Source organism: Aurantiacibacter flavus, assembly GCF_039710615.1.
Taxonomy (GTDB): Bacteria; Pseudomonadota; Alphaproteobacteria; order Sphingomonadales; family Sphingomonadaceae; genus Alteraurantiacibacter; species Alteraurantiacibacter flavus.
Map to the genome: position 1 here is coordinate 82828 of NZ_JBDLBR010000006.1, position 13610 is coordinate 96437.

Below are 13610 nucleotides of genomic sequence, written 5' to 3' on the forward strand. Positions count from 1 at the left end.
CCCCTAGAGTTAAGCTGTGTGGTCGACGGGTGCAGGCTCGCCGACGCCGATCAGGATGCTGGTCATCCCGAGCGACTTGTGATGGATGAAGTTGGGCCCCAGTTGCGCGCTTTCCCCGGGGTGGCGGGCACCAAGAACATAGAGAATGGGCCAGAAATGATCGGGGGTCGGCACCGAAAGGCGCGCGGCGTCCCCCATCGATTCAAAATCGATCACCGTCTGCGGCCTGTCCTCGACCACCGCATCGAGGATCGTCGAGTTGAACCGCTCCGCCCAGTCGTAGGGCGGCGCATCGGGGTGATTCCAATCCATCGCCGGCAGATTGTGGACGATGTTGCCGCTACCCATGATCAGCACGCCTTCATCGCGCAGTGGGCGCAAGGCTTGGCCAAGCTGCCAGTGCTCGGCGGGGGATTTGGCGACATCCATGCTCAACTGCACAACCGGAATGTCGGCTTCCGGATAGGCATGGCACAGCACCGTCCAAGTTCCATGGTCGAGCCCCCAGTTGCTATCGAGCGACACCGGCATCGGAGCGAGCAGATCGCGCACCCGCGCGGCCAGCTCCGGATCGCCCGGTGCAGGATACTGCATGTCGAACAGCGCCTGCGGGAAGGCCCCGAAATCGTGGATCGTGCGCGGCTGCGCCATGGCAGTCACCGCCGTGCCGCGCGTCTGCCAGTGAGCGGAGATGCACAGGATCGCCTTGGGCTTGCCGATCCTGTCGGCGATCCCTTTCCAGGCTGCCGTCGTGTCGCTTTTCTCAAGTGCGACCATCGGGCTGCCGTGACCAAAGAAGACGACCGGGAGGCGGCTCATTGCTCACACTCCCCGACCGCCGCCGAAACGACGCGACAACAAATGCGGTGCACAGATTGGATGTTTGCAATGCCCATTTCGAAAAGCCCTGTCTGCCCGTCTTGACTAGGATTGAGGCTATGAAGTTGCGGCGAGCCATTCTTGCACGCTGACGCACAAGATGTTGGTCGAAGATCGCTTCACGGACGCTTTTTCACGCCTATTCGCGCGTGTAATCGTCTGGGATTACGGGATTTTCCCCAGCCTTACCCCACAGCAGGATCTCGTTACCCCAGGGATCGACGAAACAATGGTTGTAGCCGTTGAATTCGGACCAATAGTGGTTGCGCCAAAGAATCTTGGCGCCCAGTTCCTCGGCCGTAGCAAGAATGCGTTCGGGGGTGTCGTCGTCGCCGATCAGGATCCAGATTCGGGGCTTACGGCCCTCCTTCGCCATCGTGCGCGGCTCAATGCCTGCGGGATCGGGGTGCGGGCGGACATTGGCGACATTGCTGATGCCCATGTGGAGGTTGCCAATCTGGCTATCCGAGCCGTCCTTGTTCTTGAAGAAACCGCCGGGAACCATGCGGTGATAGACACCCTTGGGCCGCGGGTCGTTTTCCCAGCCAAACACCTTGGCGTAGAACTCGCCAGCGGCATGGGGATCGTCGCTCGGCAGGTCGAAGAAAATGAGGGAGTTGGTCATGGTCAGCCTCGTGTTCGCAGGAATGTTCGTCTGCTGGCGGGCTAACAAAATGGGCGGCTAGAAGGATGTTGTGCAGGCGCACAATTTCTTGATTTGGCCGGTCGCGCGAGGGCCTTGCCCTACCCTCGCGCGACCGGGAAAAATCATCAGGACGTAGCGTGCAGCTTTGCAACCGGGGCGGACGGGCCACGCTGACGATCCCACTCCGCCATGTAGCGATCGACCAGCCAGACGTTGAACTGGCGCTGCGCATCTTCCTGCCAGCTGTAGCGACCACGCGGAGCAAACTTCGAACCCAACCCGCGCTGTATGAGCAGATCGGTGTGCAGATCCTGCGCGAAGATCGAATTGGTGTAGTCCATGGTGACCTTCGCCTTCGTCTCGAACAGCGGGTCTTCCATGGCTTCTGGCATGTAGAGGCTACCGAATGTCACCGTGTGCGTGGTAGCCGACTCTGCATTCATGATGATGTAGATCGCCACGTCATTGGTGATGACCAGCGAGAGGCTGGGCGGAAGGTTCACGAACAGAAGGCGATTCTGTTCTTCTTCGTTGAGCTTTGGAAACACTGGAAAGAGCGCCTTTTCCGTCGGGTTGAAGGCCGCATTCGGGTGCGTGGTCCCGTTCAGGCGATAATAGCCGGCGGTTTCCTTCGGCACTTCCGGGAAACTTGCCTTGGAGCTGGGGATGTAGTCATGCAGGCCGTGATGCAAACGGCTCGCATGATAGCCATCGTTGTTGTTCTCGAACTGGACTTTCCAGTTCCAGGCGAATTCCTCCTCGATCGGGTCCGGGCCGCGAAGATCCTTCAGCCCGTAGTTGGCGACCACCGAATCGAGAGGGCCTAGCCGCTCGACAAGCGAGGGAGCATCTTCATCGAAGTTGACGAAGACGAACCCCTGCCAGCTTTCGACCTTCAGCTTGGGCAAGTTGTTCTTGGCTTTGTCGAAATCGCAGGTCCTATTCATGGCCGGCGCACCTACCAGCTTGCCGTCGAGATCGTAGGTCCAGTGGTGATAGGGGCAGATGAACGCACGAGCACTGCCCCTGCCCTCCGCCACCAGCATCGCGCGGTGCTGGCACACCGCCGACATCGCCTGCAGATTGCCGTCGCGATCGCGCGCAACGATGATCGGCTCGTTCGCATGGCTGGCGGTAAAAAAGTCGCCGGCTTCGCTCGCCCATTCTTCACGCCCGACACAAAGCCACTCGCGATAGAACAGAGCTTCTTTCTCGAACCTGTAGAACTCGTCGCTGGTGTAGATTTCCGGGGGCAGCGTCTCGGCTTCCGCAGTCGGCTTCACCGAGGATGCGAAGCTGTCGAAGAACTGGTCGGTGAGAAGTGTCATGGTGAGGACCCTATCATCTCGGTATCGCCATTGTGCATCGCACAATGGCGCCCGTCGATCAAATTCGATCCGCAAGAATGGCGCGGATCCGCGATTAACCTGAGAACATTAGACCTGCCCCCACCCTTTTGCTTTGCAATCAGCGTGCGTTTTTTTGCACCTGCACGCTTGGGCTTCTTCCGCTTTTGACATTCTGAACTGCGCTTTGCAGAGCAGGATTGCGTTAGCCCGAACGTAAACAATTTGGGGTCAGCGCCTGGCTTGCCGGAAATTGGAAAGACCCCACGATCGAGGTCATTGTCGTGCAAGACGGGTTCGGCTGGAACGGGACGACCCAACGCGGCCTGACGGCAGCTGTGCGTGATCGCGGGAAACAGGTGTTCCGGAGCCGCGTGTTAGGGCTGTGCGGTGCTGTCAGCCTAACGGCAACTTGTCCCCGATTGGCATAACTCACCCCACCCTAGTTCCCGGTTCAAGCCACAAGATTTTGCCACTCAGCCAAGGCGGCCGAACGGACAGCTTTGTAGGTCTGGCGCTCTACAAGGTGGCGTTGAGCGTCGAAGTGGTTGTGCAAATTGGCGTGAACTGAGGTGAATTTCTGCAGCTATTTCATACGCCGGGCCTGATCCACCTTCAGGCCGCCATATTCCTTGCGCCAACGGTAATAGTTTTGTTCGGTGACACCGTTCCGCCCTGCGCGAGCCCGATCTCGGCTTCATGCATCTCGCCAATGGTCTCTTCCGGCTTAGGCTTCTTCGCCATTCCACTCCTCCTTCGTGGCCAATCCTAAAATGGAAACTGGGACACTCAAAAGGCGGCAGATCACCTTCGCATCCTATCCGCAAAGCAACGCCGGCCAAGAAATAGCCGGGCAATAATGCTCTTTCGCGAAAGTGCCGGTGCATAGCGGATCAAGAGAAGGGGGCATGAGCATCAAACGATCCCGTGAACGCTTGAAGTAGGCTGCCGACAGCTCGGTGCTGATCATCTGCCGACAATCTTATCGCTGCGAGACAGCCAATTGTTGGAGGTGCAAGCGATGGCTTGGGCGCGGGGCACGAGCCATGAGATAGCCGAGCGAGGGCCGAAGACAGCCTTTGCCAGGCCAACATTTCACTCGCACCTCGACCGCCGCATCGGCGGCGTCATGGCGTCAACGGTCGGCAATGCAGTTAGCCTGTCGCCGGTTTTCCTATCTGTCTTCGGTGTTGCGATGGTGCCGATCGCCGAAGAATTCAGCTGGCCAAGATCGCTGGTGGCCGGAGCGATGGCGCTCTCGATCCTGAAGTCGCTTGCGCTTGCACTCGGAACGGGAGCGGGCTCGGTGATGTTGCCGATCCTCGCAGGACTGTTCCCCTCGCCAAGAACACCAATGAATAACGGTGCAGGTTAGGTAGCACCTTGCTTTTCCTCGACATATTTCTCGTCATACTGCCGGTTTTTCTCGTAATCGGGGCCGGTGCAGCGGCCGCATCCTTCGGTCCGTTCACGAACGACTTCATCGAAGGGCTGATGGCGTTTGCCCAGTCCATCGCTATCCCCTGCCTGCTCTTCACTACGATGGCGAGGATCGATCTGTCGCAGAGTTTCGATACCGGGCTGATCGTGTCTTTCTATCTCGCGGCAGGGGTGTGTTTCCTTCTCGGCATCTTTTCGTCGAGAGCTCTTTTCAACCATCAGCCGGGCCGTTCGGTAGCGCTTGGATTCTCATCCATGTATACGAATGCTCTGCTGCTGGGCCTGCCCATCACGGCAGTGGCGTTCGGCAGAGACGCCACTACAAGCAATTTCGCCATCATCGCCTTCCAGGCGCCGGTCTGCTACCTCATCGGGGTCAGCGCAATGGAAGCTGCCAATTCGGGCGGGCGAGGACTGCTGCGCACGGCGACCACAACGGTATTCCGAATTCTGCGCCAGCCTCACATATTTTCGCTATTGGCGGGGCTGGGATTGAACCTGATTTCCGTCAGCCTTCCCGACTATCTGGCAAAACCCCTCAATATGTTGGGCGATGCCGCGCTACCGGTCGCGCTCTTTGCGCTTGGCGGAGTATTGACCCGCTATTCGCTACGCGGTTCGTGGCGTGAGACGGGAATGGTGGTGATCATCGCGCTGGTGATCAATCCTGCCCTGACCTTGATATTCGGGCGCTGGTTCGGGCTTACCCAGGCAGCACTCAACTCGGCGGTCCTGACCGCAGCGATGGCGCCGGGCATGAACACATACATGTTCGCCAACATCTACCGAACCGCACGCGATGTAACGGCAAATGCGCTGCTCGTGGGCACCGCCATTTCCGCAATTACCACTCCGCTATGGATCATCATTCTGACGGTCTGAAGCTGCGGTGGCTAAGTAGCCTGCGCGGTGGCCGGTTCCAGCCCGGGAAGATCGAGAAAGGCGGACACGGCCGCATCCTCTTCCTTCCGGTGCATCAATACCATGCCCCAGCGGATCGGCGCACCGATCAGTTCCACCGCAGCCAGAGAGCCGTCGGCCACCGCCGCGTTGCGACGAGGAACGATGGCGACACCCAGACCGCGCCGAACCAAATCCAGCATAGTGTCGAGATCGCTCACCTCGAAGACTACGCGCCGCTCGGCGAGATCTTTCCAGTGGCTATCGATGATCGGCCGTGTTCCCCATCCGGGTTGGAAATCTACAAAATCCAGGCGCGAAAGCGCTTCGAAACCGATGCGCTTATGCCGCGCCATTTCATGGCCGGCCGCACAGACCAGCACCATCGGTTCATCGCCGAGCACACGCGTTTGCAGGCGCCGAGGGCAATCCATCATTGAGGTTATGGCAAGGTCCAGTTCGCCGGCCAGCAATTGCGCCGGCATATCCAGCTTGTTTCCCTGTCGCAGCCGCACCTGGATTCCGGGATAGGCCATATGGAATGCAGCCAGGATCGCGGGCAGATCGAGGAAGGCAGGCAGCGTTTGCACCGTTCCTACGACCAGACTGCCTGACTGCAAATCACGTACCGAAGCCACGGACCTCCTTGCATCCCGTGCAGCGCTGAGCGTCAGGATCGCCTTTTCGTAGAATGCCTCGCCGGCCGGCGTGAGCCTCACCTGTCTGGTTGTGCGATGAAACAGGCGTACGCCCAGTTCCTCCTCCAACATTGCGATACTGGTGGACAGTGCCGACTGCACGATGCTGACCCGCTCGGCCGCTCGGGAGAAATGCATCTCCTGTGCCAGCGCGACGAAGTGCTGAAGGTGGCGCAGTTCCACGGACTTTCATCTCTCCATTAGATAAGTCCTATCTTATGATAGAATTGGATTGATGAATAGGTGCCGTGCAACATCGCTTGCATGAACACAACGGCAATACCCGCAAAGCAGCTTCCTGTTCGTCCGCTCGGCCACACGGGGATGGACATCACCCGCGTAGGATTCGGCGCCTGGGCAATTGGCGGACCGGACTGGGCCGTGGGATGGGGACCGCAGGACGACGAGGCCTCCATCGCGGCAATCTGCCACGCAGTTTCGCGAGGGATAAACTGGATCGACACCGCGGCGATCTACGGCCTGGGGCACTCGGAAGAAATCGTTGGCCGTGCCCTGACGCAGATCCCCGCAGGCGAGAGGCCCTTCGTCTTCACCAAATGCGGTCAGGTCTGGGACCCTGAGGATCGGAACAGCAAATTCCGGGTGGGCAAGGCGGCCAGCATCAAGGCCGAGTGCGAGGCATCGCTGAGGCGGCTCGGCGTGGAGCGGATCGATCTCTACCAGATGCACTGGCCTGCCGAGGATGGGACCGAAGTGGAAGAATACTGGCAGGCGATGCTCGACCTCCAGGCCGAGGGCAAGGTCCGGGCCGTCGGGCTGTCGAACCACCAGGTGCCGCTGCTCGAAAGGGCCGAGGCGCTGGGCCATGTCGATACCCTGCAACCCGGCCTGTCCGCGATTCATCGCGGCGCTGCCGAACGGGAACTGGGATGGTGCGCGGACCATGGCACCGGCGTCATCGTCTATAGCCCGATGCAGTCGGGCCTGCTGACCGGCAAATTCAGCGCGGAGCGGGTCGCCAGCCTGCCCGACAGCGACTGGCGTTCCCGCCATCCCGATTTCACCACTCACCTTCAGCGCAATCTTCAGGTCGTCGAGGCGATGCGGCCGGTGGCTGAGCGCCACGATACGAGCGTCGCTTCGGTCGCGATCTGTTGGGCCTTGGCATGGAAAGCGGTGACCGGAGCCATTGTCGGCGCGCGAGGCCCAGAACAGGTCGATGGCTGGCTCGATGCGGCGTGGCTTGAACTGACCGAAACCGACCTGCGCGAAATCGGCGAAGCGATAACCTCCAGCGGAGCGGGCGAAGGTCCGGCTTTCCCCGCCTGAGCAACAAGGTACGCGGCATGAACGGCAGCACGATTTTCGACCCCATTCCCTCTCCCGTTGCGTGGCGTGGCGTGGCGTGGAGACGAAATTGCAGACCAAACGGACTGGATATACCGGCTTTCGCTTGCCGAGTTGACCGAACTCGAAGAGGTCGGCAGTCGTTTTCTCGACGATAACCCTGATCTTCGCACGGTGCAGGCGGACGACTATCCTCTGCAGATCGGCTTGGCGGGACTCCGCGAATGGGGGCAGACAATGGATCGCGGTCGAGGCTTTCTGCTGGTCCGCGGCCTTCGAACGACACATTATTCCGATGCTCTGAGCGCCTCGATTTTCTTCCTGTTGGGGCTGCACCTGGGCCGGCCCATGCGGCAGAATGAAGTCGGTGACATGGTTCAACATGTGTTGGCGACATCGGACCGTAAATATAACGAGCCGGGCACCAGCAGCCTGAGGATTCGCGACGGCCTCAGCTACCATTCGGACAGCTCCGATGTTGTTGCGCTGATGTGCCTGCGCCCGGCCAAGTCTGGCGGAGCGAGCAGCCTCGTCAGCGCGGCAACGCTGTATAACGAGGTTCTGCGTCGACGACGGGATCTCACCCCGCTGTTCTTCGAGCCTTGGTACAATGACTGGCGCAAGCAGGATCCCGACGCCCCTGAAAATACCTATACATCTCCGATGATGAGCCGGGTGGACGGTGTTTTCTCGGCTTACATCGGGGGCACCGATCATCCGCTCGGCGCAGCGCTATCGTGAGGTTCCGCGACTGACCCGCGATCAGCTCGATCTGCTAGACCTGTTCGACGAGATTTGCTTGGAACCGGGAATTGCTCTGCACATGGATTTCCAGCCGGGCGATATGCAGTGGCTTCTCAACTATGCAGCGCTTCACAGCCGCACCGAGTTCGACGATCACCGCGAACCGCAAAGGCGCCGCCATTTGCTGCGTCTATGGCTCAAGCGTGAAGTTCAGCGTCCGCTGGTGCCCCACTTCGGACGCCACGTCGTACGCGACCGCGGACAGATGCGCGGTCAGGAAGTTCCAGCCGAGAAGCAGAAGTTCCGCATAACGCAGGCAGCAATCCCCAGCCTCGATTGGGGCAATGTCTGACACCGGTCCGCCGATGGCGTTGGAGTCTTCAGCCGGTCAGTTCTCGTACCGTTGCCGCAGACGAACATCCCAGGTTTGTCCAGCCTTGTGATCAACTCACTTAGCTCCCGCAAAACCCTGCGCGAGAAACCCTCTGATTTCCAAGGGTTTTATAGCGCTTCCGGGATGTTGTGGGAAGGCGGCGCTGGAGCGGGTGAAGGGAATCGAACCCTCGTCGTCAGCTTGGGAAGCTGCTGCTCTACCATTGAGCTACACCCGCAAGACGCTGGATTGGCCAGATTTTTCTCGAACGCATATAGCGCCATGTCCAGCCAGTCTTCGCGATGGCGCGACCTAGCCTGCTTTTTCAGCCGGATCAATCGCGGCTTTGTCGGGCACGCCATGATTGCGCGCCGAAGACAGTCAGCCAGCGCCCCGCGCCTGCCGCCAAGTTGCATTCGGCGCGCCGCGCCCTATGTAACAAGGCTCTCGACCGACACTGACAATCGACGTCGCCACGTGCACCAACAGTGCATCGGTTGGGCGACCGCAAGACGGGTACTGATGCCGGAAACCAACGAAGCGCCTATTTCTCCCCCTTTGGTGGACCTGCCGATCAACACACATGATCGCGGCTTTTACGACGGTTTCAGCCGCGAGGTGACGATCCCGTCCAAGATCATTGTTTCGCTCATCATCATGTGGGCAATCTTTTTCCCGGTTTCGGCAAACGAAACGCTCACCGTCGTCAACTCCTCGATCGTCGCGAACTTTTCCGGCTGGTACGTCTTCCTCGTCGCCGCGCTGATGATCACCTGCCTCCTTCTCGCCCTCATCCCGCAAGCCGGTTCCCTGCGGATCGGCACAGCGGGAGAAAAGCCCGAGTTCGGTTTCTTCAGCTGGTTCGCCATGCTGTTTGGCGCTGGCATCGGCATCGGTATGCTTACCTATTCGACCGGTGAGCCGCTCGCCCACTTCCAGAACAGTCCGGACATCATACGCGGCACAGTCGCCGCCGCTTCGTCCGAAGCGGTGCGGCCCGCCTATATCTACACTTTCCTCCACTGGGGACTGGCAGCCTGGGGCTGCTACGGGCTGGTGGGCCTCGCCATCGGCTATGTCTCCTATCGGCGCAATCTGCCGCTTACGATCCGGTCAGCTCTCGCCCCGCTGTTCGGCAAGACGATGTCCGGCAGCCTCGGGCACGTGGTCGATGTCGTGGCGGTCGTGGCGACGATCCTTGGCGTTGCGGTCACGATGGGGCTCGGCGTCGAACAGTTCATCGCAGGTCTTAGCCGGCTGGGGCTGGGTGACTGGCTGCTCGACGCGGAGGGCACGTCTACGCCTACCGCAATTTTCGTCTCGCTGGTGCTGCTGGTCGGGGCTTCCACGCTCAGCGCGCTGTCGGGCGTGGGCAAGGGCATCAAGTGGCTGTCGAACATCAACCTGGGTCTCTCGCTTGCGCTGCTGGCCTTGTTTGCCGTGGTCGGGGTTGGTCTGGCCGGGCTCGAACTGCTCGGAGTGGCAATTTTCGACTATATACTCAGCCTTCCGCGCACGGCCCTGACGCTCTTCCCCTCCGACGGAACCGAGATCGGCGAGGCGCTGGTGCGCTGGCAACTCGACTGGACCGTTTTCTATTGGGCCTGGTGGATTGCCTTTGCCCCCTTTGTCGGCATGTTCATCGCGCGTATCTCGCGCGGGCGGACGGTGCGCGAATATGTGCTGGGCGTAATGATCGTGCCGTCGCTGATGTGCTTTGTTTGGATGACGCTCCTCGGCGGCACGGCGATCGACCTCGAGTTGAGCGGACAGGCTCAGGGCACGATCCTGGCGGCACCGATTGCCGATCAGCTTTATGCAACGCTTAACGTCCTGCTCGATCCCGCCGTTGCGGGGATCGTCTCCGGTCTCGTGGTGATCCTGCTGATGACCTACCTCATCACAAGCACCGACAGCGCGATCCTGATTGTGAACACGATCAACGGGGCGGGCGAAACCGACGGCCAACGCCGTCGCCACATCTTGTTCTGGGGCGTAGCGCTGGCGGTCATGGTCGGCTCGATGCTCGTTATCGGGGGGATCGATGCGATCCGGACCACCATGATTATCGGCGCGTTGCCGTTCTCGGTGGTGGTCGCCCTGATGGGGGCGGCCATTGTAAAAGCCATCGTCTTCGACATCGTGCGCAAACGCCACGGCGTGCCGACGACTGCCGACGACTGCGAAGGCTGGCCCGACGGGCAGTAACGCAACAAGTTACCGGGAAGTCCGCAGGGAAGTCCTCAAAAAATCTGGATTTCAATAACTTGCAAACTCATGCCAATTTTTAGAATAGAGTTCTTCTCTATATAAATATTTTCAAGTGAAAATTTAAATATATTTTCATGTGCAAATGAGTACCTCCTGATTATTTCCTTTCGACTTTTAGTGTTGCGATATTGCAACGCAATTATCTCGACTCGTCGATCCTCATCTCATCCTGTGGCAAGCTCACCCTCTTCCCGCTAGTTGGCACGAATTCCGCGCATCATGCTTTTGCCGGATGACGCCTTTTCGGATCGCGCCGGCCAAGGAGCATAGAGCGCGATCGCAGGAACTTATTCCTCTGGGGGTTTTACAAATGCTGAAGTATTCTACCGGCGCGTCTATCAGCGCCATTGCCATTGCCCTGACCGCACCCGCAGCTGCTCAGGACACCGCTGCGCAGCCACGGGCAGAACGCACCGGCGGCCTCGACACCATTCTCGTCACCGCAACCAAGCGCACCGAAGACCTGCAGGACGTGCCGGTTTCGGTTCAGGCCCTCGGCGAAGAGGGGCTGCAGCAGCTCAACATCGCCACCTTCGACGATTACCTCGACCAGCTGCCGACCGTGACCGCAGGCGGCAGCGGGCCGGGCCAGTCGACGATCTATATTCGCGGCCTCGCCTCGACCACGCCGAACCTCACCACCGCAGGCGTTGCGGGCCTTGCCCCCAATGTCTCGCTCTATCTCGACGAGCAGCCGCTGGCGCAGCCGGGCCGCAATCTTGACGTCTATGCCGCCGACCTTTCCCGCATTGAGGTTCTTTCCGGCCCCCAGGGAACGCTGTTCGGCGCCAGTTCGCAGGCCGGTGTGGTGCGCCTGATCACCAACAAGCCGAGCCTTGCCGGGTTCGACGCCAAGGCCAGCGCCGGGGTCTCCTTCACCAAGGATGGCGAGACCAGCTACAAGGCCGAGGTCATGCTCAACGTGCCGGTCACCGACACGCTCGCCCTCCGCGGCGTCGCCTATCTGGACGATCAGGGCGGCTATATCGACAACGTGGCGGGCACACGCACCATGCGCGACAGCGCCCGCTTCCGTCCGGAAGGCACCGTGCGGGCGAACGGCGTGCCGGTCAGCGCGCGGCGTGCCGGCTTCCAGTCGGACGCAGCCTCGCTCGATTACATCGATAACGAGGTCACCTTCCAGGAGGCCAACAACGCCGCGCTGGTGGAAGACAACTTCAACGACACGCAATATGCGGGCTTCCGCGCCAGCGCGCTGTGGGAAATCAGCCCCGACTGGACGGTCACGGTCTCCCACGCGCGCCAGAGCATCGAATCCGATGGCGTGTTCTTCGCCGATCCGGAGCTGGGGCTCGACAATCTCGACATCCAGCGCTTCTCCGACGACCGGATCGAGGACAATTTCTCGAACACCAGCTGGACGATCGAAGGCCGCCTGGCGATGCTCGATATCGTCTACACCGGTGCCTACACCGATCGCGAGACGCAGCAGAATGTCGGCTATTCCGACTATCTCTTCGTCGGCCAGTACATTCCCTATTACATGTGCGACACGGCCGTTGCCTATCCCGACACCGTCACCACGGCCCCGGCTGACCCGACCTGCTATGCCCCGAACCTGTCGGTCACTTCGGACACCGACACCACCGTATTCACGCAGGAATTCCGCGTGAACACGCCGCAGGAGGCCCCCATCCGCGCGACCGTTGGCGCGTTCTACTCCAACCTCGTGCTGAAGGAACGCAACGACTACTACTATGCCTCGGAACTGGTGCGCGGCTCCGATGGCTCCACGCGCGGTTTCTCGCCGATCTATCCTTTCACCAACACCGAGGTGACGGGCACCACCGGCAACGCGGCACCGGGGTACTTCAGCGATCCCGGCCCCCTGCCCGCAAACGTGGGCTTCCGTAACGACGTGAAGCGCACCGACGAGCAGTTCGGCCTGTTCGGCGAAGTCTCGCTGGACATCGTGCCCGACGTGCTGACCGTCACCGGCGGCCTGCGGTACTACGATGTGAAGGTCGACATCGAAGGCGCGGCGACCTCCGCCTTCTGCAAGCTCAACTCGCCGATCTTCGGCGCCAACGCGGGCGTGCCGGTGGAAGACCAGGTCAACATTCCGGGCTGCGGCGGCACGAACATTTCGGACAAGTATGCCGCGGACAATCCCTATGGGAACCCCGACAAGGCCGAGACCAACGGCGTCATCTTCAAGGGCACGCTGACCTTCACGCCGACCGAGGACCTGCTGTTCTACGCCACCTATTCCGAGGGCTTCCGCCCCGGCTTGCTGAACCGTCCGGGCGGTGTCCAGGGACCTGGCAACTATACCGTGCCCTACGCGCTCGATACGGATGAAGTGAAGAACTACGAATTCGGGTGGAAGACCCAGCTGTTTGACCGGCAGCTGCGCCTGAACGGCAGCGCCTTCTTTGTCGATATCAGCCGTCTGCAGACGACGATCTTCGATCCGGACATCACCAACCTGTTCTTCTCGGACAATGCCGCGAATGCCGAGATCATGGGGCTCGAAGCGGACTTCACGTTCCAGCCCTATGCGGTGCCGGGCCTGACCCTGGCAGGCGCGATGTCGGTTCTCGATACCGAGATCACCGAAGTGCTCACGCCGACGGACGATGTCGTGCTCGGCTCGCCGCTGGCCTATGCGCCGGAATTCCAGGGCAACCTTCGCGCGCGCTACGAATGGGACGTGTCGAGCGAGCTGGCGATGCATGTCCAGCCGCAGGTCACGTACTCGGCCTCGAAGTTCACCGACATCATCGCGATCAATCGCCTGCAGCTGGATAGCTACACGACCTTCGATCTTGCCGCCGGTGTGACCAACGACACCTGGGCCTTCGAAGTGTTCGGCGAGAACCTGTCCGACGAGCGGGCGCAGATTGCCGGGAACTTCAACTTCGACGTCGCCCGCGTGACGGTGAACCGTCCGCTGACTGTCGGCTTCCGGGTCTCCTACGCCTACTGATCCGGCCTGACAGCTTAAACGCAAGCGGCGGGAGCGGACTTGAGGGTTCGCTTCC

Annotated in this window: 11 protein-coding genes, 1 tRNA gene and 2 pseudogenes; 7 read left to right on the plus strand and 7 right to left on the minus strand. The window is 60.4% G+C overall.

Going from position 1 to position 13610, the window contains the following annotated elements; genetic code table 11:
• Nucleotides 1-9: 9 nt before the first annotated feature.
• The 5 genes and pseudogenes from ygiD to ABDJ38_RS15555 all read right to left on the minus strand — a co-directional run.
• Entirely contained in the window at nucleotides 10-819 is an 810-nt protein-coding gene (gene ygiD, locus ABDJ38_RS15540; RefSeq protein WP_346786049.1) for a 4,5-DOPA-extradiol-dioxygenase, read from the minus strand.
• Nucleotides 820-1018: 199 nt separating this feature from the next.
• Nucleotides 1019-1504, minus strand: a complete 486-nt coding sequence (locus tag ABDJ38_RS15545; protein ID WP_346786050.1) for a VOC family protein — start codon at nucleotides 1502-1504, stop codon at nucleotides 1019-1021.
• A 146-nt stretch (nucleotides 1505-1650) separates the two neighbouring features.
• On the minus strand, nucleotides 1651-2853 hold the full coding sequence (locus tag ABDJ38_RS15550) for an aromatic ring-hydroxylating oxygenase subunit alpha (protein WP_346786051.1): 1203 nt from the start codon (nucleotides 2851-2853) through the stop codon (nucleotides 1651-1653).
• Between the two features lie 472 nt (nucleotides 2854-3325).
• A pseudogene (locus ABDJ38_RS17000) lies at nucleotides 3326-3457 on the minus strand (IS6 family transposase); the annotation flags it as partial.
• Between the two features lie 3 nt (nucleotides 3458-3460).
• A pseudogene (locus ABDJ38_RS15555) lies at nucleotides 3461-3615 on the minus strand (IS3 family transposase); the annotation flags it as partial.
• A 277-nt stretch (nucleotides 3616-3892) separates the two neighbouring features.
• Between ABDJ38_RS15555 and ABDJ38_RS15560 the strand changes: the two are divergent.
• Both ABDJ38_RS15560 and ABDJ38_RS15565 read left to right on the plus strand, forming a co-directional pair.
• A complete protein-coding gene (locus ABDJ38_RS15560; protein WP_346786052.1) occupies nucleotides 3893-4246 on the plus strand; it encodes a hypothetical protein in 354 nt (117 codons plus the stop codon).
• A gap of 8 nt (nucleotides 4247-4254) precedes the next feature.
• A complete protein-coding gene (locus ABDJ38_RS15565) occupies nucleotides 4255-5193 on the plus strand; it encodes an AEC family transporter (RefSeq protein ID WP_346786053.1) in 939 nt (312 codons plus the stop codon).
• An 11-nt stretch (nucleotides 5194-5204) separates the two neighbouring features.
• Here the strand turns inward: ABDJ38_RS15565 and ABDJ38_RS15570 are convergent, their stop codons facing one another.
• Entirely contained in the window at nucleotides 5205-6092 is an 888-nt protein-coding gene (locus ABDJ38_RS15570) for a LysR family transcriptional regulator (RefSeq protein ID WP_346786054.1), read from the minus strand.
• Between the two features lie 81 nt (nucleotides 6093-6173).
• Between ABDJ38_RS15570 and ABDJ38_RS15575 the strand changes: the two genes are divergently transcribed.
• The 3 genes from ABDJ38_RS15575 (at nucleotide 6174) to ABDJ38_RS15585 (ending at nucleotide 8313) form a co-directional block, all read left to right on the plus strand.
• The gene (locus tag ABDJ38_RS15575; RefSeq protein ID WP_346786055.1) at nucleotides 6174-7199 is read left to right on the plus strand and encodes an aldo/keto reductase; all 1026 of its coding nucleotides are present in this window, start codon (nucleotides 6174-6176) and stop codon (nucleotides 7197-7199) included.
• A gap of 132 nt (nucleotides 7200-7331) precedes the next feature.
• Nucleotides 7332-7958 (plus strand): TauD/TfdA family dioxygenase, encoded by a 627-nt coding sequence (locus ABDJ38_RS15580; protein WP_346786056.1) that lies wholly within the window; start codon nucleotides 7332-7334, stop codon nucleotides 7956-7958.
• On the plus strand, nucleotides 7900-8313 hold the full coding sequence (locus ABDJ38_RS15585) for a TauD/TfdA family dioxygenase (RefSeq protein WP_346786057.1): 414 nt from the start codon (nucleotides 7900-7902) through the stop codon (nucleotides 8311-8313). The genes ABDJ38_RS15580 and ABDJ38_RS15585 overlap by 59 nt, the downstream gene beginning before the upstream one ends.
• A 185-nt stretch (nucleotides 8314-8498) precedes the next feature.
• Here the strand turns inward: ABDJ38_RS15585 and ABDJ38_RS15590 are convergent.
• Nucleotides 8499-8572: transfer RNA gene (locus tag ABDJ38_RS15590), tRNA-Gly, on the minus strand.
• 284 nt (nucleotides 8573-8856) lie between these two features.
• Here ABDJ38_RS15590 and ABDJ38_RS15595 point away from each other — a divergent pair.
• Both ABDJ38_RS15595 and ABDJ38_RS15600 read left to right on the plus strand, forming a co-directional pair.
• Nucleotides 8857-10542 (plus strand): BCCT family transporter, encoded by a 1686-nt coding sequence (locus ABDJ38_RS15595; RefSeq protein WP_346786058.1) that lies wholly within the window; start codon nucleotides 8857-8859, stop codon nucleotides 10540-10542.
• A gap of 373 nt (nucleotides 10543-10915) precedes the next feature.
• Nucleotides 10916-13555, plus strand: a complete 2640-nt coding sequence (locus ABDJ38_RS15600) for a TonB-dependent receptor (RefSeq protein ID WP_346786059.1) — start codon at nucleotides 10916-10918, stop codon at nucleotides 13553-13555.
• The last annotated feature ends 55 nt before the right edge of the window (nucleotides 13556-13610 follow it).